At 51.7% G+C, this 24,040-nt stretch carries 24 protein-coding genes; 16 read left to right on the forward strand and 8 right to left on the reverse strand.

The genetic code is table 11. The features are described from left to right. The first annotated feature begins 75 nt into the window (after positions 1–75). Complete coding sequence (gene msrB / locus BZK42_RS02335; protein WP_016152816.1) at positions 76–489, forward strand: peptide-methionine (R)-S-oxide reductase MsrB; 414 nt, start codon at positions 76–78, stop codon at positions 487–489. 42 nt (positions 490–531) lie between these two features. Beyond that, entirely contained in the window at positions 532–807 is a 276-nt protein-coding gene (locus BZK42_RS02340; protein WP_016152817.1) for a YeaC family protein, read from the forward strand. A gap of 44 nt (positions 808–851) precedes the next feature. Here BZK42_RS02340 and yajD read toward each other — a convergent pair whose 3' ends face one another. Together yajD and chiD are read right to left on the reverse strand one after the other, a co-directional pair. After that, on the reverse strand, positions 852–1,196 hold the full coding sequence (gene yajD, locus BZK42_RS02345; protein ID WP_003832478.1) for an HNH nuclease YajD: 345 nt from the start codon (positions 1,194–1,196) through the stop codon (positions 852–854). A gap of 93 nt (positions 1,197–1,289) precedes the next feature. After that, complete coding sequence (chiD, locus tag BZK42_RS02350; protein WP_080858693.1) at positions 1,290–2,543, reverse strand: chitinase ChiD; 1,254 nt, start codon at positions 2,541–2,543, stop codon at positions 1,290–1,292. A gap of 294 nt (positions 2,544–2,837) precedes the next feature. Here chiD and BZK42_RS02355 point away from each other — a divergent pair, with 294 nt between their 5' ends. From BZK42_RS02355 to BZK42_RS02390, 8 genes are all read left to right on the forward strand, one after another. After that, on the forward strand, positions 2,838–3,914 hold the full coding sequence (locus tag BZK42_RS02355) for a zinc-binding dehydrogenase (protein ID WP_080858694.1): 1,077 nt from the start codon (positions 2,838–2,840) through the stop codon (positions 3,912–3,914). Positions 3,915–3,941: 27 nt separating this feature from the next. Then, entirely contained in the window at positions 3,942–5,321 is a 1,380-nt protein-coding gene (locus tag BZK42_RS02360) for an MFS transporter (protein ID WP_016152820.1), read from the forward strand. A gap of 17 nt (positions 5,322–5,338) precedes the next feature. Beyond that, entirely contained in the window at positions 5,339–6,382 is a 1,044-nt protein-coding gene (locus tag BZK42_RS02365; RefSeq protein ID WP_047498905.1) for an NAD(P)-dependent alcohol dehydrogenase, read from the forward strand. A 24-nt stretch (positions 6,383–6,406) separates the two neighbouring features. Beyond that, the gene (locus BZK42_RS02370; protein WP_016152822.1) at positions 6,407–7,243 is read left to right on the forward strand and encodes a ketose-bisphosphate aldolase; all 837 of its coding nucleotides are present in this window, start codon (positions 6,407–6,409) and stop codon (positions 7,241–7,243) included. Positions 7,244–7,247: 4 nt separating this feature from the next. Further along, a complete protein-coding gene (locus BZK42_RS02375) occupies positions 7,248–8,195 on the forward strand; it encodes a carbohydrate kinase family protein (protein ID WP_047358601.1) in 948 nt (315 codons plus the stop codon). A gap of 9 nt (positions 8,196–8,204) precedes the next feature. Next, positions 8,205–9,188 (forward strand): NADH-dependent methylglyoxal reductase, encoded by a 984-nt coding sequence (gene ydjG, locus BZK42_RS02380; protein WP_065554659.1) that lies wholly within the window; start codon positions 8,205–8,207, stop codon positions 9,186–9,188. 136 nt (positions 9,189–9,324) lie between these two features. Continuing rightward, on the forward strand, positions 9,325–10,083 hold the full coding sequence (locus tag BZK42_RS02385; protein WP_016152825.1) for a DeoR/GlpR family DNA-binding transcription regulator: 759 nt from the start codon (positions 9,325–9,327) through the stop codon (positions 10,081–10,083). A 140-nt stretch (positions 10,084–10,223) separates the two neighbouring features. Then, positions 10,224–11,582 carry an MFS transporter gene (locus BZK42_RS02390; RefSeq protein ID WP_080858695.1) on the forward strand — a complete coding sequence of 453 codons (1,359 nt, stop codon included), beginning with the start codon at positions 10,224–10,226 and terminating at the stop codon, positions 11,580–11,582. A 38-nt stretch (positions 11,583–11,620) separates the two neighbouring features. On the opposite strand, the gene pncA is transcribed toward BZK42_RS02390, so the two are convergent. Genes pncA through sppA form a run of 3 tightly spaced genes read right to left on the reverse strand, consistent with a single transcriptional unit; the run spans position 11,621 to position 15,202 of the window. Then, on the reverse strand, positions 11,621–12,259 hold the full coding sequence (gene pncA, locus BZK42_RS02395; RefSeq protein WP_080858696.1) for a bifunctional nicotinamidase/pyrazinamidase: 639 nt from the start codon (positions 12,257–12,259) through the stop codon (positions 11,621–11,623). 14 nt (positions 12,260–12,273) lie between these two features. Next, positions 12,274–13,290: an asparaginase gene (gene ansA, locus BZK42_RS02400; protein WP_080858697.1), complete on the reverse strand. Its 1,017-nt coding sequence runs from the start codon at positions 13,288–13,290 to the stop codon at positions 12,274–12,276. A 55-nt stretch (positions 13,291–13,345) separates the two neighbouring features. Then, complete coding sequence (sppA, locus tag BZK42_RS02405) at positions 13,346–15,202, reverse strand: signal peptide peptidase SppA (protein WP_080858698.1); 1,857 nt, start codon at positions 15,200–15,202, stop codon at positions 13,346–13,348. A gap of 175 nt (positions 15,203–15,377) precedes the next feature. Here sppA and BZK42_RS02410 point away from each other — a divergent pair, with 175 nt between their 5' ends. The 3 genes from BZK42_RS02410 to topB all read left to right on the forward strand — a co-directional run bounded on the left by BZK42_RS02410 (position 15,378) and on the right by topB (position 19,040). Continuing rightward, the gene (locus BZK42_RS02410) at positions 15,378–15,929 is read left to right on the forward strand and encodes an NAD(P)H nitroreductase (RefSeq protein ID WP_016152830.1); all 552 of its coding nucleotides are present in this window, start codon (positions 15,378–15,380) and stop codon (positions 15,927–15,929) included. A gap of 116 nt (positions 15,930–16,045) precedes the next feature. Beyond that, the gene (gene selD, locus BZK42_RS02415; RefSeq protein ID WP_016152831.1) at positions 16,046–17,089 is read left to right on the forward strand and encodes a selenide, water dikinase SelD; all 1,044 of its coding nucleotides are present in this window, start codon (positions 16,046–16,048) and stop codon (positions 17,087–17,089) included. 4 nt (positions 17,090–17,093) lie between these two features. Beyond that, the gene (gene topB, locus BZK42_RS02420) at positions 17,094–19,040 is read left to right on the forward strand and encodes a DNA topoisomerase III (RefSeq protein ID WP_019076618.1); all 1,947 of its coding nucleotides are present in this window, start codon (positions 17,094–17,096) and stop codon (positions 19,038–19,040) included. A 63-nt stretch (positions 19,041–19,103) separates the two neighbouring features. Here the strand turns inward: topB and gdhA are convergent, their stop codons facing one another. Next, positions 19,104–20,447 (reverse strand): NADP-specific glutamate dehydrogenase, encoded by a 1,344-nt coding sequence (gdhA, locus tag BZK42_RS02425; RefSeq protein ID WP_016152833.1) that lies wholly within the window; start codon positions 20,445–20,447, stop codon positions 19,104–19,106. 237 nt (positions 20,448–20,684) lie between these two features. Here gdhA and BZK42_RS02430 point away from each other — a divergent pair, with 237 nt between their 5' ends. Beyond that, positions 20,685–20,960: a YnjH family protein gene (locus tag BZK42_RS02430; protein ID WP_016152834.1), complete on the forward strand. Its 276-nt coding sequence runs from the start codon at positions 20,685–20,687 to the stop codon at positions 20,958–20,960. On the opposite strand, the gene BZK42_RS02435 is transcribed toward BZK42_RS02430, so the two are convergent. Next, complete coding sequence (locus BZK42_RS02435; protein ID WP_080858699.1) at positions 20,920–21,333, reverse strand: pyrimidine (deoxy)nucleoside triphosphate diphosphatase; 414 nt, start codon at positions 21,331–21,333, stop codon at positions 20,920–20,922. The two genes, BZK42_RS02430 and BZK42_RS02435, sit on opposite strands and share 41 nt — an antisense overlap. Positions 21,334–21,412: 79 nt before the next feature. Here BZK42_RS02435 and BZK42_RS02440 point away from each other — a divergent pair, with 79 nt between their 5' ends. Next, positions 21,413–21,982, forward strand: coding sequence for a carboxymuconolactone decarboxylase family protein (locus BZK42_RS02440; protein WP_016156315.1), 570 nt, complete (start codon positions 21,413–21,415; stop codon positions 21,980–21,982). Then, a complete protein-coding gene (locus BZK42_RS02445) occupies positions 21,975–22,598 on the forward strand; it encodes a CDP-alcohol phosphatidyltransferase family protein (RefSeq protein WP_047358607.1) in 624 nt (207 codons plus the stop codon). Before BZK42_RS02440 ends, BZK42_RS02445 begins: the two co-directional genes overlap by 8 nt. A gap of 100 nt (positions 22,599–22,698) precedes the next feature. Here the strand turns inward: BZK42_RS02445 and BZK42_RS02450 are convergent, their stop codons facing one another. Further along, a complete protein-coding gene (locus BZK42_RS02450; protein ID WP_080858700.1) occupies positions 22,699–24,006 on the reverse strand; it encodes a sulfurtransferase in 1,308 nt (435 codons plus the stop codon). Positions 24,007–24,040 lie beyond the last annotated feature (34 nt).

A 24,040-nucleotide genomic window follows, 5' to 3' on the forward strand; every position in this document is an offset into this window, starting at 1 on the left:
GTTCGCACTCTGGTGTTAATGTTTTGTTAGAATCTGTCTCGCGATGTGAGTTTAGATAAAGCGAGATGTGAGCAAATGGCTAATCAACCTTCTCCAGAAGAACTAAAAAAAAATTTAACCGAAATGCAGTTCTACGTAACGCAGAATCACGGGACAGAACCGCCATTTACCGGGCGTTTGCTGCACAACAAGCGTGACGGCATCTACCACTGTTTGGTCTGTGACAAACCGCTATTTCGTTCCGAGACAAAATATGACTCTGGCTGCGGCTGGCCCAGCTTTTACGAGCCTGTCAGCGCAGAGGCTATCCGTTACATTAAAGATACTTCACACGGTATGCAGCGCATTGAAATCCGCTGTGGTAACTGTGATGCGCATCTGGGGCACGTTTTCCCGGATGGTCCGCAACCTACCGGTGAACGTTACTGCGTTAACTCAGCCTCTTTGAACTTCACCGATGGTGAAAACGGTGAGCAGACCAAAGGCTGAAGAAACGATTCAGCAAATTATTCTACGGAGAGTGGATTTAACATGAATCTTGATGAGATGATCAACAGCATGACGCCGGAAGTTTATCAGCGCTTATCAACTGCCGTTGAACTCGGAAAATGGCCGGATGGCGTGGCGCTAACGGCAGAACAAAAAGAGAACTGCTTACAGCTGGTGATGTTATGGCAGGCGCGAAACAATATTGACGCGCAGCATATGACGATTGATACCAACGGTGAGATGGTGATGAAGAGTAAGCAGCAGTTGAAAGTGGAGTTTGGTATTACGCCCGAACCCATTGCGACGTTTAAATCCTGATTACTCAGGCCCGGCAAACATCTATGTCGGGCCCGCAGTTGAAGTTATTTCTTGTTCATCATCGCCTTCAGATCGGCGAATGGATTATATTTCGCTTCGCCCACCGCTTTCTGTGCATCTTCGCCTGCAACCACCGTTGAACCATACTGGTCCGCTTCCGTATATTTGGAATGTTCGTGATCGTGGCAGTACAGGCACAACATTTCCCAGTTGCTACCATCTTCCGGGTTATTGGAGTGATCGTGATCGATATGGTGTACCGTCAATTCGCGCAAATTTGAATACACGAACTCACGGGAACAACGTCCGCAGACCCAGGGGAAGAGTTTAAGCGCCTTTTCCCGGTAACCGACTTCCAGACGGGCGTAATTTTTAGGGATAAAAGCCATAAAGCTCATGCCTCCAGTAGAAAATGAAAAGCTGCGCCAAAAGCTGGCGCAGCAGAATGCGATAATCATAACCTATTGTGTCAGGCGTTGGGATCAGTGTTTGATGCCTAACGAATCGGCTAACTGCTTCGCCAACTGATTTTGATCATCCGCACCGTATTCCCAGAACATGGCGCCTCCCAGCCCCTTGCTCTTGATGTAGTCAGCCTTGATCGCTACCGAGCGCGGGTTTTCATAAGAGAGGGCAAAGAGCGCTTTTCCCTCCACAGACTGCACTGACAGCCACGGCACTTTTGCTTCATCATCCCAATGCTGGCTAAAGCGCTTTTGCGGATCGTTGATCAATTTCGCCACAATGTCGTTGTACTTCACATAGGTATCTTTTCTCAGATCGATGCCCAGTGATTTGAACAATTCAATTTGCGCGGGCTCGAAATAGGGCTGGGTAACAGGATTTTTCTGTGCGTCAGGTTTGCTCCAGTCAATGCCTGGCTCAACAGCGCGTTTCGGTACGCGACCATAAAAACCAATGCCCAGGTTCATCTGACTCGCTTTTAGACCGGCAGCAAGATAGTTGTTGACCACAAAATCAGCGCTGTACTTATCCGCCGCGGCGACTGTCGGCCATTGTGTCGAATCGTACAGGTTCGAGTTGAAATACTGCGTACCGTAAGCCATGTCATAGGTCATCAGGTTTATGTAGTCGAGCGACGGCGCAATGGCTTTCACATCCACCCAGCTTTTCGGGCTTTCCGCATTTGCGCCCACGGCGATAGTCAGTAGTTTTTTATGCCCCAATGCGGCGCGGAGCTCTTTTAACAGCGCGGTAAAGTTAGCTCGGTCGGCCGGTTGACTTTCGACCAGTCCCCAGGCGCCGTTGACCGGATATTCCCAGTCGAGGTCGATGCCATCAAGGCCATATTTCGCAATTATCTCCTGAGCAGACTGAATAAACACCGCGCGCGATTCTTTCGTTGCTGCCGCGCCGGAGAATCCACGAGCCCCCCAACCACCGACGGAAAGCAATACTTTCAGGTTCGGATTCTGTTTACGCAGCTGTGGAATTTTCAGTAAATCATCCTGCACTTTCGGTGAAAGCCAAATCTGATGCAGCTTACTGGCGTCTTTTAAGGCGTCATTGGTCTCGTCTTTTTCGTTGTTGTAGACAAGGCCAAACGAATAGTTGAGATGGGTTATCTGACGAACATCCAGTTTATTGATGTCACCACCAGGACCGGCAGTGACGTCGCCGCCACCATTGAAGTAGCCAACTGACATCAGTGAACTGGCGGAAACAACGCTGGCGCAAAGCAGGGGTAATGCTGCCAACAAAGGCAATGGTTTCATCGGTGTTCCTCTTTGACATTTAAACAAGCAAACACGCCACGGAAATGGCGTGGCGAAAAAAACAGCACTTGCAGGTTAACAGTTACATAACAGGAAAAATGCGAAGGTGTTCACGTCATTTTAACCAAGCGGCTGCTGTGTCTTTGGCTTTCAATTCATTTTGGCACTTATTTGTGATCTAAGTTGTGAAATGCAGATCATAATCTGTGTTTTAAAGATTTTGTGTTGACCTCAAAAATTATATGGATAAGTATGATGCCAGGTGATGCAAAACTAAACACAAAGGAAAATTCAATGAAAGCACTGGCAAGATTTGGCAAGAGCTTTGGCGGCTACAAGATGATTGATGTCCCGGAACCGATATGCGGCCCGGAAGACGTAGTGATTGAAATCAAGGCGGCAGCTATCTGCGGCGCGGACATGAAACACTACAATGTCGAAAGTGGGTCCGACCAGTTCAATTCGATTCGTGGTCACGAATTTGCCGGCCAAATTGTGCAGGTTGGCGATAAGGTTAAGGACTGGAAAGTCGGTCAGCGAGTGGTTTCTGACAACAGCGGGCACGTCTGCGGCGTTTGTCCGTCTTGCGAACAAGGTGATTTTCTTTGTTGTACAGAAAAGGTGAATTTAGGTCTGGATAACAATACCTGGGGAGGTGGGTTTTCGAAATACTGTCTGGTCCCTGGGGAGATCCTCAAAATTCACCGTCATGCGCTGTGGGAAATCCCAACAGGCGTTGATTATGAAGAGGCGGCTGTACTCGATCCCATCTGCAATGCCTACAAATCTATCGCCCAGCAATCCAAATTTCTTCCGGGTCAGGATGTGGTGGTTTTTGGTACCGGCCCGCTGGGACTTTTTTCGGTACAAATGGCGCGCATTATGGGGGCCGTTAATATCGTGATGGTTGGGCTGGAAGACGATGTCGCGGTACGTTTCCCGATAGCCAAAGAAATGGGGGCCACGGCTGTTGTCAACGGTTCAACCGAAGATGTGGTCGCACTTTGTCAGGAGATCTGCGGGAAAGACAATCTGGGACTGGTCATCGAATGTTCCGGTGCCAATATAGCCCTGAAACAATCTATCGAAATGCTGCGTCCTAACGGTGAAGTCGTCCGCGTGGGGATGGGCTTCAAACCTCTCGATTTTTCTATTAACGACATCACTGCGTGGAATAAAAGCATCATTGGTCATATGGCCTACGATTCCACTTCCTGGCGCAATGCTATTCGCCTGCTCGCTAGCGGTGCGATAAAAGTCAAACCGATGATCACTCACCGTATCGGCTTATCGCAATGGCGAGAAGGTTTTGACGCGATGGTCGATAAGACCGCGATTAAGGTCATCATGACCTACGACTTTGATGAATAACCCCATTTATTAAAGGAAGGTTCCCGGATGGAACAGATAGCAAAACCACACTGCGGCGCGAGGTTGGACAGGCTGCCTGACTGTCGCTGGCATACGTCTATGTTTGCCATGGTTGCCTTCGGATTACTGGTTTGCTGGAGTAATGCCGTCGGCGGATTAATTCTCGCGCAATTAAAAGAACTTGGCTGGACTGATAATTCCACCACCGCCACATTCTCTGCCATTACGACGGCTGGAATGTTTCTCGGTGCGCTCGGTGGGGGAATTATTGGCGATAAGATCGGGCGTAAAAATGCATTTATTCTGTATGAAGCGATTCATATTTTTTCTATGATCGTTGGTGCGTTTTCACCCAATATGACCTTCCTGATCGCCTGTCGTTTTGTGATGGGAGTTGGATTAGGCGCGCTGCTGGTCACCTTATTTGCCGGGTTTACCGAATATATGCCTGGCAGAAATCGTGGTACCTGGTCGAGTCGGGTCTCGTTTATCGGCAACTGGTCTTATCCGCTCTGTTCACTGATCGCGATGGGGCTGACGCCACTTATCAGCGCGGAATGGAACTGGCGCGTACAGCTGTTGATTCCTGCGGTGCTGTCGCTCATAGCAACTGTTATTGCCTGGCGCAGTTTCCCTGAGTCGCCTCGCTGGCTGGAGTCTCGCGGGCGCTACCAGGAAGCCGAAAAGGTGATGCGGGCAATTGAAGAAGGTGTCATTCGACAGACCGGTAAGCCTCTTCCGCCAGTCGTGATAAAGGATGATGGTAAACAACCTCGTTCTGTACCGTACTCCGCCTTATTAACAGGTGTATTGCTGAAGCGGGTTATTTTGGGTTCTTTTGTTCTGATTGCCATGAACGTCGTTCAGTACACCTTAATTAACTGGCTACCGACAATATTTATGACCCAGGGTATTAATCTGAAAGACTCCATTGTCTTAAATACCATGAGCATGTTCGGTGCGCCATTTGGGATTTTTATCGCCATGCTGGTAATGGATAAAATTCCGAGAAAAACAATGGGGGTGGGGTTATTAGTGTTAATTGCTGTGCTGGGTTATATCTATTCGCTGCAAACCAGTATGCTGCTAATTACATTAATAGGTTTTTTCCTGATTACTTTTGTCTATATGTATGTTTGTTATGCCTCCGCTGTATACGTTCCGGAAATATGGCCGACCGAAGCGAAACTTCGCGGTTCGGGACTGGCCAACGCTGTCGGGCGTGTCAGTGGTATCGCCGCACCTTATGCAGTCGCAGTATTACTTAATGGTTACGGCGTGACAGGGGTGTTTGTACTGCTAGGTGCGGTCTCCATTATTGTCGCCATTGCCATTGCTACCATCGGAATTGAAACCAAAGGCGTCTCTGTCGAAAGTCTCGGGATTGATGCAGTTACAAGCAAATAATATTGACGGGAAATAAAATGAAAAACTCGAAAGCGATATTAAAAACGCCGGGCACGATGAAAATCATCGCCGCCGATATTCCGGTGCCCAATGAGCATGAAGTGCTGATCAAAGTTGAATACGTTGGGATTTGCGGTTCAGATGTTCACGGTTTTGAATCAGGTCCTTTTATTCCGCCGAAAGATCCTAATCAGGAAATTGGTTTGGGGCATGAATGCGCCGGTACGGTGGTGGCGGTAGGGAACCGTGTCACCAAATTTAAACCGGGTGATCGGGTGAATATTGAACCCGGTGTACCGTGCGGTCACTGCCGCTACTGCCTGGAAGGGAAATACAATATCTGCCCGGACGTCGATTTTATGGCTACGCAGCCCAACTACCGCGGCGCGCTAACCCACTATCTGTGTCATCCGGAGAGTTTCACTTACAAATTGCCCGATAACATGGACACCCTGGAAGGTGCGCTGGTGGAACCAGCGGCGGTGGGTATGCATGCTGCAATGCTGGCAGACGTTAAACCGGGTAAGAAAATCGTCATTCTTGGGGCGGGGTGTATTGGTTTAATGACTTTGCAGGCGTGTAAATGTTTGGGCGCAACCGAGATCGCGGTGGTTGATGTGCTGGAAAAACGTCTGGCGATGGCTGAACAACTCGGGGCGACAACCGTTATAAACGGTGCAAAAGAGGACACCATTGTCCGCTGCCAGCAGTTCTCTGGCGATATGGGCGCGGACATTGTTTTCGAAACTGCCGGTTCAGCCATAACCGTTAAGCAGGCGCCGTATCTGGTGATGCGCGGCGGGAAAATCATGATCGTTGGTACAGTACCTGGTGATTCCGCAATTAATTTCCTCAAAATTAACCGTGAAGTGTCTATTCAGACCGTTTTCCGTTACGCCAACCGCTATCCGGTTACTATTGAAGCCATATCCTCCGGTCGGTTCGATGTGAAATCGATGGTGACGCATATTTACGATTATGCAGATGTTCAGCGCGCGTTTGATGAATCCGTGAATAACAAAAGCGAAATTATTAAAGGCGTAATTAAAGTAAATCATTAATTTATCGGAAAGGGAGAAATAACTATGCTGGCAGATATTAAATATTGGGAAAATGATGCCCAAAATAAACATTATGCGATTGCTCACTTTAACGTGTGGAATGCGGAAATGCTAATGGGGGTGATTGATGCGGCGGAAGAATCGAAATCGCCGGTGATTATCTCTTTCGGTACTGGTTTTGTGGGTAATACCTCGTTCGAAGATTTTTCGCACATGATGGTTTCAATGGCTAAAAAGGCCTCGGTTCCAGTTATTACCCACTGGGATCACGGACGTAGCATGGAGATTATCCATAACGCCTGGACTCATGGTATGAATTCGCTGATGCGTGATGCCTCTGCCTTTGATTTCGAAGAGAATATTCGTCTGACAAAAGAGGCCGTGGATTTTTTCCATCCGCTGGGTGTGCCGGTCGAAGCTGAGCTGGGCCATGTGGGCAATGAAACGGTGTACGAAGAAGCGCTGGCGGGTTATCACTATACCGATCCGAACCAGGCGGCGGAATTTGTCGAGCGTACCGGCTGCGATTCTCTGGCGGTGGCGATTGGTAACCAGCACGGCGTCTATACCTCAGAGCCGAAACTGAATTTCGACGTGGTTAAACGCGTGCGGGAAGCCGTATCCGTGCCACTGGTGTTGCATGGTGCGTCGGGTATCAGCGATGCGGATATCAAAAAAGCCATTTCATTAGGTATCTCTAAAATCAACATTCATACCGAACTGTGCCAGGCTGCCATGGTGGCAGTGCAGGAGAACCAGAATCAGCCCTTCCTGCACGTTGAACGTGAAGTTCGCAAAGCGGTAAAAGAGCGCGCGCTGGAGAAAATTAAATTGTTTGGTTCTGACGGTAAAGCGGAATGACAACATGGATAATATCGAGGTTATTTGTATAGGGGCAGCTATTGTTGATATTCCCTTACAGCCGGTGAGTAAAAATATTTTTGATGTTGATTCTTATCCGTTAGAAAGAATAGCGATGACAACCGGCGGCGACGCAATTAATGAAGCGACTATTATTTCTCGTCTCGGTCATCGTACAGCGTTAATGAGCCGGGTAGGTGCTGATGCAGCAGGTCATTTTATTCTCGACCACTGTCGTCGGGAGAATATAGATATTCAGAGCCTGAAGCAGGATGCCGCAATTGATACATCTATTAACGTGGGATTAGTCACCGCCGATGGCGAGCGTACTTTCGTGACTAACCGTAACGGCAGCCTGTGGAAGCTGAATATCAGCGATGTTGATTTTGACCGCTTCTCTCAAGCAAAGCTGCTGTCGCTGGCGAGTATTTTTAATAGCCCGTTACTGGATAGCGATGCACTGACGGCAATTTTCGCTCAGGCGAAAGCGCATCGGTTAATTATCTGTGCGGATATGATAAAACCGCGGCTTAATGAAACACTGAAAGATATTCGACAGGCATTGAGCTACGTGGATTATCTGTTTCCTAATTTTGAGGAGGCCAAACTGCTCACCGGGAAAGAGACGCTGGATGACATTGCCGACAGTTTCCTGAACTGCGGCGTGAAAACAGTCGTGATTAAGACCGGCAAGAGAGGCTGCTTTATCAAACGTGTCGATATGAAAATCGAGGTTCCAGCCGTTTCGGGAATTACCGCCATCGACACTATCGGCGCGGGAGACAATTTTGCCTCGGGATTTATTTCCGCGCTGCTTGAAGGCAAAACACTGCGTGAGTGCGCGCTGTTTGCTAATGCAACGGCGGCCATATCGGTTTTGAGCGTAGGGGCCACGACGGGTGTGAAGAACAGAAAGCTGGTTGAACAACTTCTCGATGAATATGAAGGATAATAGCGGCAGATGAAAATGATTCCTTTAGGCAGTACGGATATTACGCTTTCCCGCATGGGATTAGGCACATGGGCGATTGGCGGCGGTCCGGCGTGGAACGGCGATCTCGATCTGCAGGTCTGTATTGATACCATTGTTGAGGCGCATCGCTGCGGTATTAATTTGATTGATACCGCGCCAGGTTACAACTTCGGCAATAGTGAAGTGATTGTCGGGCTGGCGCTGAAAAAACTGCCGCGTAACGATATCGTTGTTGAAACCAAATGCGGCATCGTCTGGGAGCGAACAGGAAGTTTGTTTAACAAAGTGGGCGACCGGCAGTTGTATAAAAATCTCACACCCGAGTCGATTCGCGAAGAGGTGGATGCCAGTCTGCAAAGACTGGGTATTGAGAGCATTGATATCTACATGACCCACTGGCAGTCGGTCGAACCCTGTTTTACGCCGATTGCGGAAACGGTCGATACACTAAACGCACTCAAGAAAGAGGGGAAAATTCGTTCTATCGGTGCGGCTAACGTCGATGCGGAACATATCAGGGAGTATCTCAAACACGGTGAGCTGGATATCATCCAGGCCAAGTACAGCATCCTTGACCGGGCACTGGAAGCTGAACTGCTGCCGTTATGTCAGCAGCATGGCATCGTGGTGCAGGTATATTCACCGCTTGAGCAGGGTCTACTGACCGGAACTATTGATCGCGATTATGTCCCTGGCGGGGCGCGGGCCAACAAAGTCTGGTTCCAACGAGACAATATGCTACGGGTGATTGACATGCTTGAGCAATGGCGGCCGTTGTGCGAAAAATACCGCTGCACAATCCCCGCGCTGGCACTGGCGTGGATTTTAAAGCAAAGCGATTTAATCACCTTGCTGAGCGGCGCAACCGCACCTGAACAGGTCCGTGATAATGTTCAGGCGTTAACGATTCCCCTGACCGATGATGATTCTTTATTGATGAGGCGAATGGCTGAGGCGTTGGATACAAAATAAGCCAAATGGGGTTCACCTCTGTTTCTGTGTAAAATAGCACTAAAATCTGTGATTCAGACATGTTATTTTGAAAATAAACATGGCCTGTGAGATACTTGGGTCTTATTATTACTTTGCAGCAAACAGAGGTGTCATCGTGGCGGCAAAAGACAGGATTCAGGCCATTAAGCAAATGGTGGTGAATGATAAGAAAGTAGCGGTATCTAATTTAAGTTCGATCTTTCAGGTGACTGAAGAAACGATTCGCCGCGATCTGGAAAAACTGGAAGATGAAGGTTTTTTGACCCGAACATATGGCGGTGCTGTACTCAATACAACCGCGTTGTCCGACAATATCCATTTTTATAAGCGTGCAAAATCTTTTTTTGAAGAAAAGCAGATCATTGCCCGTAATGCATTACCGTTCATTAAAAATAAGACCACCATGGCTGCCGACGCCAGCAGTACCGCGATGGAATTATTGAAACTGTTGAAGGAAAGAAACGATCTGACGCTACTGACCAACTCGGCTGAAGCTTTTCATGAACTTGCACAGTCAGAAATTAACGTTGTTTCTACTGGCGGTGAATTAAATAAGAATACGCTGTCGCTTCAGGGAAGGATCACCAAGGAGATTATCAGCCGCTATCATGTTGATATCCTGGTGATGAGCTGCAAAGGTCTGGATATGCAGAGCGGAGCGCTTGACTCTAACGAAGCGGAAGCGGAAATCAAAAAGACGATGATCCGCCAGGCGACCGAGGTGGCTCTGTTGGTTGATCATTCTAAGTTCGATCGTAAAGCGTTCGTCCAGCTCGTGGACTTTAGCCATATTAATTACCTAATAACCAATAAGGCACCGGGTGCAGAGTGGATTGCATTTTGCAAAGAAAATAATATTCAACTCGTATATTAATTTTAACGTGGGTCGTGTCGATATTATTTTAGTTTGCACCTGGAAAATGCCATAAGAATCTAATGATGATGGATGGCGCGGTGAGATTTTTTCTGCCGCGATCGCCATACTTTCTATTTAGCTTAATTTGAGGCATCCAGATGGAACAATGTGACCCTATCGGTGCAAGATTAGATCGCTTGCCTTTATCTCGATTTCATTTTCGTATTTTCGGCATTATCAGTTTTAGTTTATTAGTCACCGGTTTTCTCAGCTATTCCGGGAATGTGGTGTTGGCAAAATTAGTCAGTACCGGTTGGTCAAATAATTACCTCAACGCCGCGTTTACCTCGGCTCTGATGTTTGGCTATTTTATTGGCTCACTAACCGGTGGCTTTATTGGTGATTATCTTGGTCGACGCAAAGCGTTCCGCTTCAATTTGCTGATCGTCGGGGTCTCTGCCTGTGCGGCAACGTTTGTGCCTAACATGTATTGGCTTATCTTTTTCCGCTTCCTAATGGGGAGCGGAATGGGTGCGCTGATTATGGTGGGCTATGCCTCATTTACTGAATTTATTCCGCCCGGGGTGCGTGGGAAGTGGTCTGCTCGCCTGTCGTTTGTCGGCAACTGGTCGCCGATGCTTTCAGCGGCGATTGGCGTTGTGATTATCGCCTTTCTAAGCTGGCGGATGATGTTTTTACTCGGTGGCATGGCGATGCTCTTAGCATGGTATCTGTCGGGAAAGTATTATATTGAATCTCCTCGTTGGCTGGCTGGCAAAGGAAAGAGAAACGAAGCTGAAAAACATCTTCTACAGGTGGAACTGCAAATTCAGAAAGAAAAAAACATCACTTTACCTTCCTGCCATAGCGATTGCCTGACGGCGGATATAAGCACGGAAAGTGATTCATTTTGGCTCTTGTTCAAAGGGCCGATGTTGCGTTGTACGCTGGTGGCAATCACCGTGCTTATCGCGATGAATATTTCGCTCTATACCATTACGGTATGGATCCCGACGATTTTTGTTAACTCGGGAATCGATGTGACGAAATCTATTTTTATGACCGCGATAATTATGATTGGCGCACCCGTTGGGATATTTATTGCCACACTGATTATTGATCGTTTTCCACGTCGATTGTTTGGTTCATTCTTGTTGATTATTATCGCGCTGCTCGGATATTTCTATTCGATTCAAACCGAAGAGTGGGCTATTTTGAGCTATGGGCTGGTGATGATCTTTTTTTTGTATATGTACGTGTGCTTTGCCTCTGCGGTATATGTCCCCGAACTGTGGCCCACACACCTTAGATTGCGGGGATCGGGCTTTGTGAATGCCGTGGGAAGAATTGTCGCAGTATTTACGCCCTATGGCGTCGCTATCTTGTTGACCCGCTACGGCTCGATTACGGTCTTTATCGTGCTAGGCATAATGCTGGTGCTGTGCGCGCTGATTCTTTTTTGCTTTGGCATCGAAACACGCAAAATTTCGCTGGAGGAGATTTCGACACTGGCTTGAGATAACGTGCCGACAGGGGGGGATCCTGTCGACATCAATTAGCGATGGGTTTCCAGCCAGTCATCAAGCGTATACAGCGTTGCGCCCGCTGCGGCCATTTCCATAAACGCCTCTGCACTGTCCTGGGGTTGAATATTGACGCCACGGCAGCCGTCGGTAATAACGCTGACGGTATAACCAAGATCGAGGGCATCCAGAACGGTGAATTTAACGCAATAGTCGCTAGCCAGACCCATGATAATAAGCTCAGCAATACGGTGTTCGAGCAGCCAGGCGTTCAGCGCGGTTGCCTGACGACGACCGTTATCAAAAAACGCACTGTAACTGTCGACCAGCGGGTTCTCGCCCTTGGTGAAGGTTTTCGCTATCGCACGCTGGTTCAGCAGCGGATGCAGGGCCGCTCCTTCGCTGTTTTGCACGCAATGATCGGGCCAGAACGTTTGCGCCAGACCATCCAGTTGTCCCTGACTGTAGGGGGGGACCTGATGCTGGCTGGCAAAACTACCGTGATTAGCCGGATGCCAGTCCAGACTGGCAACAACCGTGTCGCCGCGTAGGGCGCACCAGTCAATCAGACGGTTGGCAATCTCGATTGTGCTGTCGCCTTGCGGAACAGCGAGAGCGCCGCCGGCACAAAAGTCATTTTGTAAATCGACCAACAGTAAGGCTCGGGCCATGGGCATAGACTCCTTTATTCGTCCGGGGTGAGCTCGCCGCGCAGATTTTGCGTCATAGCTTTACGAATGCTCTGCACATCCAGTCCCTGACTCAGTAAATAGTGCAATTTGGTGAGCGTGGCTTCGACAGTCATATCCGCGCCGCCAATCACGCCAGCGTGGGCGAGGGCATTACCCGTCGCGTAGCCACCCATGTTTACCTTGCCGGACATACACTGGGTCAGGTTCACCACCACAATGCCACGTGAGCTCGCATCTTCAAGTTCTTGCAGAAACTCTTTATTTTGCGGTGCATTGCCCACGCCGTAGGAGCGCAAAATTAACGCTTTCACCGGCTGGCGCAGGAAGTTACGCACCACATCAGCGGAGATACCTGGATAAATGGTGACTACGCCAATCGGTTGTGGAGTAATAGGGTGAACAAGCAGTTCACCTGCGCCGTGCGGTGCTGGCGGTGTTCCCAGTCGACGGATGTGGATCCCGGCTTCCAGTAGCGGCGCAAGGTTGGGTGAGGCAAAGGCGTCAAAGCCATCGGCGTGCGCTTTAGTGGTACGGTTGCCGCGAAACAGTCGATTGTTGAAAAACAGGGTTACTTCATTGATCGGGTAATTTGCCGCAACGTACAGCGCATTGAGCAGGTTGATTTGCCCGTCTGAACGTAGCTCTGCCAGCGGAATTTGTGACCCTGTCACAATTACCGGTTTACCCAGGTTCTCCAACATAAAAGAGAGCGCTGAAGCCGTAAACGCCATGGTGTCGGTGCCGTGCAGAATGACAAAACCATCGTAATCGTCGTAGTGTGCTTTAATGTCTTCCGCAATATGCTGCCAGTCTTCCGGCGTCATGTCGGAGGAATCCATCAACGGGACGTATTCGTGGATGGTGAAGTCTGGCATCTCCGGGCGGTGGAATTCAGGCATCAATGCCAGTTGACGCTGGAGATGACCAGAAACAGGAATATAACCCTGTTCTGAGCGCTGCATACCAATGGTACCGCCGGTATAGGCAACGTAAATCGATTTCTTTTGCATGACTTTTCTTCTGTCTCAATGAAAACCCCTCTTCATCCCGAAGAGGGGGCAATTGTTAGCGAACGTTGGCGCAGGTCAGGCAAAACGCATATCGGTTTTGCGGATCGTTAAACGCGGCCAGCTTATCGCTTTCCGCTTTAACTGCACTGGCCGCAGAAGCAAGCGGCGCCGGGAGCATGGCCTGAATAGCTTCGGGCAGCATGGCGCGAACGGAGCCTGACATGCTGTCCATTATCATATCGACGAATGTCGGTTCATCCTGATAATACGCAATGTGCCACTGTTTCAGCTTGGCAAGCTCAGCCGCTTTCGCGATGGCGTCGTCAAAATCACCGAGGCTGTCTACCAGTCCGTTGGCTTTCGCATCCTGACCGGTCCAGACGTGACCCTGCGCGATTTTGTCAATCTGCTCAGGGGTTGTCTTACGTGCATCCGCGACCAGCGTGATAAAGCGCTTATAGCCATTTTCAATGCTCAATTGCATCATTTGCTGCACTTCAGGCGGTAACGCTTTGGTGATGGAGATATCCGCCAGCGGGGAAGTGGCCACGCCATCGGTATGTACACCAATGGAACCCAGGCTGTTTTCTACGGTGTTGATCACACCAAAGATCCCGATTGAACCGGTCAAAGTGCTGGGGTTCGCCACAATGTAACTGGCTGGGGTGGAGATCCAGTAGCCACCGGAGGCCGCCATGCCGCCCATGGACACGACAACCGGTTTACCCGCCGCTTTTGCCGCAGCCAGCTCAGCACGAATGACTTCCGAGGCGCTGACGCTGCCGCCAGGACTGTTCACGCGCAGTACAATAGCTTTCACTTTCGGATCGAGACGTGCTTCGCGGATTTGTGCGGCAGTGGTGTCGCCCCCCACATTTCCTGGGGTTTCTTCACCGTCCATAATCGCGCCGTTCGCGAAGATAACGCCAATGCTGTCTCCGGTATCCGCCGGTGTTTTCAGCGAATAATCGTAATAGCTGACGGCGCGATAGTTTTTATCCGCTTTGCTCCAGCCAAACTGTTTGGTCAGCATTTTTTCGACTTCGGCGCTGGAGGCGAGTGCATCCACCAGTTTGTTGTCGAGCGCATATTTCGCCGTATCTCCATCGACCTTCGTCAAACCGTCCAGCATCGCCTGTGCGCCAGGGAACACCTGCTGAGCTGGGATCTGGCGGTTGGCGGCGACCGTGTCGAGATAGTTCTGCCACAGCTCGCCGATCCAACGACTGTCGGCTTCACGCGCGGCAGGAGACATATCATCGCGGATAAACGGCTCTACGGCAGACTTATAGGTCCCGACGCGGAATACGTGCGTGGAAACTTTCAGCTTAACGAGCAGGGACTTGTAGTACAGACCGTTGGTGGCAAAGCCGTGCAGATCAACGGAACCCTGCGGAGAGAGGTAAATTTTGTTAGCAAAACTGGCGAGGTAATACTGCCCCTGGCTGAAGTTATCGCCCACGGCAAAGACCGGTTTACCGCTGTCGCGGAATTCCCGCAGTGCTTTGCCGATATACTGCATGGAAGGCTGGTCTGCCCCGGCAAAATTTTTCAGATCCATCACGATGCCGGTGATGTTGCGATCATCTTTTGCCTGGCGAATCGTATTCACGATATCGAACAGGGAGTTTTCCTGCAGACGATCGGAACTGGCGCCAAACAGCTGACGACCAATAACGCTTAAACGACTGGTGCTCGAAGGCTTATCGACAATCACCCCGGAGATATCCAGCAGCAGCGCGCCTCGCTCAGCGTGTTCGCTGGTGTTGCTGCTGCTGACCTGCATCCAGATGCCCACGCCAACCAGCACCAAAAAGATGAAGAACAGGTTAAGCACAAATTCACGGACGAAATTGAGTAATCGCCATGTCCATTTAAAAAATCCGGCAATAAATCGCCACAGGGTTCGCATGTATTCTCCCTACCAATTAACAACACGCCACCCCGAAATCCCGGAGAAAGGCGATAAGATGAGGCTATCGTAATGACCCGACAGGCACTTGTCAGCAGGAATCACCGCCTGTGCTGTAACAAAATCCGCTCACGTGTTAATTTTGTGAATAAATTTCATTGTTGGAGTTAAGCAAATGGATGCACTCGAATTACTTATGACCCGTCGTAGCGCCTCTCGTCTCGTCGAACCGGCCCCGGCAGGAGAGCAACTGCAAAATATTCTGCGCGCGGGAATGCGCGCGCCGGACCACAAAACGCTGCAACCGTGGCAATTCTTTGTCATTGAGGGCGAAGGGCGTGAACGCTTTGCCGCCGTGCTTGAAAAAGGCGCTATTGCATCTGGCAGCGATGAGAAGGCCCAGGAAAAAGCGCGCAGCGCGCCGTTTCGCGCACCGCTGATTATTACCGTGGTGGCGAAATGTGAAGCAAACGACAAGGTTCCGCTATGGGAACAGGAAATGTCTGCCGGTTGTGCGGTGATGGCCATGCAGATGGCTGCCATTGCCCAGGGCTTTGGCGGTATCTGGCGCAGTGGCGCATTAACCGAAAGTGAGGTCGTCCGCGAAGCGTTTGACTGTCGCCCACAGGATAAAATCGTCGGTTTTCTCTATCTGGGCACACCACAGTTGAAAGCATCCACGACGATTACCCTTGCCGATCCGAGCGCATTCGTCCGTTATTTCTGATATCAACGGCAAAACTGTCTGGATTATGAGCAAAGGCACCCGAATTCAGACAGTCACTCTTACCACATCATGGAATGAGCGCTACCATATCCGGATTGCAATGACAGGAGATGTCCATGAGCGAGCAAGCTATTCGTTTAACGCAATACAGCCACGGAGCCGGTTGCGGTTGTAAAATTTCCCCAAAAGTGCTGGAAACCATCCTGCACAGCGAGCAGGCGAAGTTTGTTGATCCAAACTTACTGGTGGGTAATGAAACCCGCGACGACGCGGCTGTATACGATCTGGGAAACGGCACCAGCGTAATCAGCACCACCGATTTCTTTATGCCGATTGTCGATAATCCGTTTGATTTTGGCCGCATCGCCGCCACCAACGCCATCAGCGATATTTTCGCCATGGGCGGCAAACCGATTATGGCAATTGCTATCCTGGGCTGGCCGCTTGATAAGTTGGCGCCGGAAATTGCCCGCGAAGTAACCGAAGGCGGACGCTTTGCCTGCCGTCAGGCGGGTATCGCGCTGGCGGGGGGGCACTCTATCGATGCGCCTGAGCCTATCTTTGGTCTTGCGGTAACCGGCGTTGTTCCAACTGAGCGCGTGAAGAAAAACAGCACCGCCGAGGCGGGATGCAAGCTGTTTTTGACCAAGCCTCTGGGTATTGGTGTCCTGACCACCGCAGAGAAAAAATCGCTGCTGAAGGACGAGCACAAAGGGCTGGCGACGGAAGTGATGTGCCGGATGAACATTGCCGGGGCGGCATTTGCCGATATCGACGGCGTGAAAGCCATGACCGACGTTACCGGTTTTGGGCTGCTGGGGCATCTGAGCGAGATGTGTCAGGGGGCCGGCGTTCAGGCGCAGATCGTCTACCAGGCTATTCCTAAGCTACCAGGTGTTGAAGAATACATCGCGCAGGGCGCGGTGCCGGGCGGTACCCAGCGTAACTTTGCCAGCTACGGACACCTGATGGGTGAAATGCCGCAGTCGGTTCGCGATCTGCTCTGCGATCCGCAAACTTCCGGTGGTCTGCTGTTAGCGGTAACGCCGGAAGCTGAAGCCGAAGTTAAAGCGGCAGCGGCGCAGTTTGGCATCGACCTCACCGCGATTGGTGAGTTAGTGGAAGCTCGTGGCGGTCGCGCCATGGTTGAGATCCGTTAACTCGATGCGATTGTTTATTGCCGAAAAACCGAGTCTGGCGCGCGCTATCGCCGATGTGCTGCCGAAGCCGCATCGCAAAGGTGACGGTTTTATCGAATGCGGAAACGGGCAAGTGGTGACCTGGTGTATTGGTCACCTGCTTGAACAGGCGCAGCCAGATGCCTACGACAGTCGTTATGCTCGCTGGAGTCTGGTTGATCTGCCGATTGTCCCGGAAAAGTGGCAACTGCAGCCGCGTCCCTCGGTGACCAAACAGCTCAACGTTATTAAGCGATTTTTGCATGAGGCCAGTGAAGTCATTCACGCAGGTGACCCCGATCGTGAAGGACAACTGCTGGTGGATGAAGTGCTGGATTACCTGCAACTGGCCCCTGAAAAGCGCCAGCAGGTGCAACGCTGCCTGATTAACGACCTCAACCCGCAGGCCGTCGAGCGGGCGATTGAGCGTCTGCGCGCCAACAGTGAGTTCATCCCCCTTTGCGTGTCGGCACTGGCGCGAGCGCGGGCGGACTGGCTGTACGGTATCAACATGACGCGCGCTTATACCATTCTGGGGCGTAACGCGGGCTATCAGGGCGTACTTTCGGTCGGGCGCGTGCAAACGCCGGTGCTCGGACTGGTTGTGCGTCGCGATGAAGAGATTGAAAACTTCGTTGCCAAAGACTTCTTCGAGGTAAAGGCGCATATCGTGACGCCCGCCGATGAGCGGTTTACCGCTATCTGGCAGCCGAGCGAAGCGTGTGAGCCGTATCAGGATGAAGAAGGGCGCTTGCTAAACCGCACGTTGGCTGAACACGTGGTAAACCGCATTAACGGTCAGCCGGCGATCGTCACCAGCTATAACGATAAACGGGAATCAGAATCCGCGCCGCTGCCGTTTTCGCTGTCGGCGTTGCAGATTGAAGCGGCGAAACGCTTTGGCTTAAGTGCGCAAAACGTTCTGGATATCTGCCAGAAGCTGTATGAAACCCATAAACTGATCACCTATCCGCGTTCGGATAGCCGTTATCTGCCGGAAGAACACTTTGCCGGACGTCACGCGGTGCTGAACGCGATTAGTGTCCATGCGCCGGATCTGCTTCCGCAACCGGCGGTCAATCCCGATACGCGAAACCGCTGTTGGGATGATAAAAAAGTGGATGCCCACCATGCCATCATTCCAACCGCGCGCAGTTCGTCCATCAACCTGAACGATAATGAAGCGAAGATATACAACCTGATTGCCCGTCAATATCTGATGCAGTTTTGCGCGGATGCGGTATTCAGGAAGTGCGTTATTGAGCTGGACATCGCGAAAGGTAAGTTTGTCGCCAAAGCCCGTTTTCTGGCGGAGGCCGGATGGCGTACGCTGCTTGGCAACAAAGAGCGCGACGAAGATAACGACGGGACGCCGCTGCCGGTGGTGGCAAAAGACGACGAGCTGCTGTGCGAAAAAGGCGAAGTGGTTGAACGACAGACCCAGCCTCCGCGGCACTTTACCGATGCCACGCTGCTGTCAGCGATGACCGGAATCGCGCGCTTTGTGCAGGATAAAGATCTGAAAAAGATCCTGCGCGCAACGGACGGACTGGGAACGGAAGCGACGCGCGCCGGGATTATCGAGCTGCTGTTTAAGCGTGGTTTCCTGGTGAAGAAGGGGCGCTATATCCATTCTACCGATGCCGGAAAAGCGCTGTTTCATTCGCTGCCTGAAATGGCGACGCGCCCGGATATGACCGCGCACTGGGAATCTATCCTGACCCAAATCAGCGAAAAGCAGTGTCGATATCAGGATTTCATGCAGCCGCTGGTGGGGACGCTGTATCAGCTAATCGATCAGGCGCGCAGCACGCCGGTACGACGCTTCCGTGGTATTGCCGCACCGGGTAGTAGTGGTGGTGACAAGAAAAAGAGCGCGCCGCGTAAACGCACGGCGAAAAAAAGCCCGCCATCTGAAGAGGCGGGCCTGTAGTGCGCTCTTAGGCTGGATAAGGCATGTGTGCCGCATCAAGCCGACGGGAACAATAGATCTGAATTAAATCACACCCTGGCCCAACATCGCGTCGGCAACTTTCACGAATCCCGCGATGTTGGCGCCACGTACGTAGTTGGTTTGCTTGCTTTCGCCGCCGTACTCGACGCAGGCATGGTGAATATCCAGCATGATGTGGTGCAGGCGCGCATCCACTTTCTCCGCTTTCCAGCCCAGACGTGCGGCGTTCTGCGCCATTTCCAGACCGGATGTTGCTACGCCTCCCGCGTTGGCCGCTTTACCCGGCGCGAACAATACACCCGCTTCCAGGAACAGATCGGTGGCCTCGATGGTGGTAGGCATGTTTGCCCCTTCGGCGACAGCCTTCACGCCGTTGGCGATCAGCACGCGTGCCGCATCGACATCAAGTTCGTTCTGGGTGGCGCACGGCAGGGCGATATCAACCGGAACCGACCACGGCTGTTGGCCTTCCAGATAGGTCAGGCCAAATTCGCGGGCGTAATCCGCCACGCGGCCGTCGCGGCTGTCTTTGATCGCGCACAGACGCGCCAGTTTTTCTTTGGTAAATCCGCTTTCGTCGACCACGGTTCCGCTGGAATCGGAGGCGGTAACTACTCGCGCGCCAAACTCCATGGCTTTCTCAATGGCGAATTGCGCCACGTTACCGGAACCAGAGACGGCCACGCGCATGCCTTCAAAGCCCAGACCATGGCGTTTGAGCATCGCTTCGGTGAAGTACACCAGACCGTAGCCGGTAGCTTCCGGGCGAATCAGGCTGCCGCCGAAAGAGAGACCTTTACCGGTAAAAACGCAGGCGCTGTTGTTGGACAGTTTTTTCATCATCCCGGCCATAAAGCCGACTTCACGACCGCCTACGCCGATATCGCCCGCCGGAACATCGGTATCGGGTCCTAAATGGCGGAACAGTTCGGTCATCAGCGCCTGGCAGAAACGCATGATTTCGCCTTCGCTTTTACCTTTCGGATCGAAATCGCTCCCGCCTTTACCCCCGCCCATTGGCAGCGTGGTCAGGGCGTTTTTAAATGTTTGCTCGAAGCCAAGGAATTTCAGGATCGACAGGTTCACGGAAGGGTGGAAACGCATCCCGCCTTTGTATGGGCCAATGGCGGAGCTAAACTGCACGCGCCACGCGCGGTTGACCTGCACCTGATTGCGATCGTCCAGCCAGACGACGCGGAACTGGATCACGCGCTCCGGTTCAACCAGACGTTCCAGCAACGACATCTGACGATAACGCGGGTTTTGCTCGAGGAAGGGCCACAGTGTCGTCATTACCTCACGAACGGCTTGCGCGAACTCGGTCTGATTCGGGTCGCGCTTTTGCACATGGTTAAGGAATGACTCCAGAGAACGTGTCTGATCCATAGATATAAGTACCTCTTATGTATTGATATGGTTATATTTTTGATTTTTGTGTTAAGTGTTTTGCAGTTTTTGACTATAACATCAGCAGTGTGACGGGACGCAAGAAAAAATTAACCGCGCTAAGTAAATTAATATTGCGGCGTGGGTCATAACCAAAAGCGATGATGGCAAGGGCTAAAGTTTCTGCCGGTTTATACCGTTATACTGAGCATAGCTGTCAGTCAAAAAGGAAAGAATATGCGCCGTATAATCATGGCAGGAGCGTTGGCACTGGTGTCCAGCGCGACGCTGGCAAATCAGCTCTATCGCCCGGACGTGCAGGTGAATGTCCCGCCGGAAGTGTTCAGTTCCAGCGGTCAGCGGGCGCAACCCTGTAGTCAGTGCTGTATTTATCAGGATCAAAACTACTCAGAAGGGGCGGTGATTAAAGCGGATGGCGTTTTGCTTCAGTGCCAGCGTGATGATAAAACGATCAGCACGAATCCGCTGGTCTGGCGTCGCGTAAAAGGATAAACGCTTTTAATAGCGGGATATCGGCAGGCGCCAGCGGATAACGCAGCGCCTCTTCGGTTGAACACCAGACGATATCCTGATGTTCATACACTTTCAGCTCCCCCTGATATGACGGTACATGCCAGGCATGTAAGTGAATGAGTCGGCCCGAAACCTCGCGTTGATGGCTGGCAATGTAGCGTCCAACGACCGCCTCGATGCCCAACTCTTCACGCAGTTCACGGACCAGCGCCTCTGGCTGACTTTCCCCCGGCTCAACCTTACCGCCAGCAAACTCCCACATACCTGACTGATCCGCATGCTGCGGGCGTTGAGCCAGTAAAATTTTGCCATCACGCTCAATGATAGCGGCGACCACGTCGAGGGTTTTCATTATATTCATCAAGATCTAACGGTAGAAAATGACATACTATCGTTATCTTTGTTTTATCTAAAGTATTCAGGAGCCACCGTTGAACGATCCTCAGTCGTGGGTAAAACCGTTAACGCGTATCCCTTCCAGTTTGCAACCGCTCGTTGCTACGCAGAAAAAACATTATGGTGATGTGCTGCATCCCACGCGCTGGTGGGGGCGGATGCCGTTCCTGTTCTGGCTGGTGGCGCTGTTTGTCGGGTTTCTGGAGCGTAAAAAGGCGCGCCTGTCGCCAGTGATGCGCGCGCTGTTGATGACCCGCGTTTCTCAGGTGTGCCACTGCGCTTTCTGCGTTGACGCCAACAGTTTACGGCTGGCTGAACGCTGCGGCGCGCTGGATAAAGTCTTACAGGTTGCCAACTGGCAAGAATCAACGCTATTTAGCGCAGAAGAACGTGTAGGGCTGGCCTATGCTGATGCGGTCACCGCAACGCCACCACAGGTTGACGATGCGCTGAAAGCGCAGATGAAGCAGTATTTTACCGATGACGCCATTACTGAAATGACCGCGCTGATTGCGTTTCAAAATCTCTCGGCGCGTTTTAATGCCGCTCTCGATATTCCCTCCCAGGGACTGTGCGACAGTTTTAAAGGACGCCCGCATGCTTGACCGCCATCTTCATCCGCGATTAAAACCGCTTTTGCATCGCTGCGTGGGCATCATTGATCAACCGGCGATTACCCCGGACGGACTTACGCTGGTCGGTTTTGCTATTGGCGTGCTGGCGTTGCCATTTCTGGCGTTAGGCTGGTATATGGCGGCGCTGGTGGCCATTGTACTCAATCGGCTGTTTGACGGGCTGGATGGGGCGCTGGCACGGCGCAGAGGGCTAACGGACGCGGGAGGATTTCTCGATATCTCGCTCGATTTTCTGTTTTACGCCTTAGTGCCGTTTGGTTTTATTCTTGCTGCGCCGGCGCAAAATGCGCTGGCAGGCGGTTGGCTGTTGTTCGCGTTTATTGGCACCGGCAGCAGCTTTCTGGCCTTCGCCGCGCTGGCGGCAAAGCATCAGATTGATAACCCCGGTTATGCGCATAAATCGTTTTATTATCTGGGCGGACTGACTGAAGGAACCGAGACGATTTTGCTGTTTGTGTTGGGATGTCTGTTCCCGGAATATTTTGCCGTAATGGCGTGGGTCTTTGGCGCGCTGTGCTGGATGACGACGTTCACCCGGATCTGGAGCGGATATCTGACGCTGAAAGCGGTCCAGCGTCAGGCGTAACGTAGTGCGTTGCCGGATGCGCTTCGCTTATTCGGCCTACAGCGATGGTTTATGTAGGCTGGGTAAAGCGTTCTCGCTGCATCCGGCAACAATGGCAATCTTACTTGCTGGCGTCCGGACCCCGTTCACCGCTGGCGATCGGGTTTTTCGGAGAGCTGCTCCACTCATACCAGCCACCGTCGTAGACGGAGACGTTTTTCCAGCCCATTGCGCGGGCATACATAAACGTTTCCGAAGCACGCCAGCCGGTACCACAATAGAATGAGACCTGTTGCTCTGGCAGGATATTCCATTGCTTCCACATGGCGGCGATGTCATTGGCGCTGCGCATGGTGCCATCCGGGTTATGGAAATCTTCCATGTGGGTGGAGTCGCTGCCTGCATGGCCCCAACGCGCCCCTGCGATCTCACCTTTTGGCTTAATGTAGCTATAGCCGCTGGTCGTACCGATAAATTCCGGCCATGAACGAATGCTCACCAAAGACGCATCCTGGCGATGCAGCAGACCGCGAGCCTGTTCCATATCCAGCATCAGTTGCGGTTGGGCAGGGATCGTCACGCCGAAATCAGGTTCAGGCTTCACCGTTGGTGCCGTACCGCGTTCGACCGGTAAACCTGAGTCAGACCAGGTCTGCCAGCCGCCGTCGAGCAGACGAACATCTTTCACACCTGCATACAGCATAATTTGTGCCACGCGCGCGGCGGCGTAGACATCGCGGCCGTATAAAATCACCGTGGTGTCGTGGCGGATGCCGTGTTTCGCCAGCATCGCTTTGAGCTGCGCGTCGGACACTTTATTCCACAGCGGTTCGCTTTCGACTTCGTTGGTATCAATGTAGCCCGCGCCAGGGATATGGCTGAGCAGATACAACTTCGGCGCGCCCCAGGCGGCTTCAATCACTTTCCAGTCACCGGCCGGTTTGGCGGTCACCTCTTTACCCTGCTGAAGGTCGTGCAGCCACTGCGGGTAAACCAACTGTTCGAAGTGCGGCAGACGTTGCAGGCGGGCAGGGTCCGTAAGCGCATCGCTGAGGGTTGAGATAGCGTTAAAGCCGACTTTCTGCAGGCGGGATTTGACGGCCTGCATGTCAGTATCGCTGCCATACAATGCCACAGGCGCGTCGGTTTTCAGGTGATGTGCCTTAACCCAGGCGCTGAGTTGTTCATCATTCATCTTGTCGAGCCAGGCGGCAGACAGGTTCAGTGCGAAAGGCTCGTGTCCTGAAGGACCATTAAGCGATTGCGGCCAGCCGTTGTAAAAAGCGCTCTGACGGGTATCGATCGCCGCGCCTTGCTTTTGCTGTAACTGGTTGAGGGTGAGCGTCTGTGCTGTTTCAGCAGCCCAGGAAGAAGCGCAAGCGAGCCCTAAAGCCAGTGCCAGCGCGGTCATTTGAGAAACACGTTTCATCGAATAGCCCGACGTTGAAAAAGAGGACGACATT

It is taken from the genome of Citrobacter braakii, assembly GCF_002075345.1.
Taxonomy (GTDB): Bacteria; Pseudomonadota; Gammaproteobacteria; order Enterobacterales; family Enterobacteriaceae; genus Citrobacter; species Citrobacter braakii.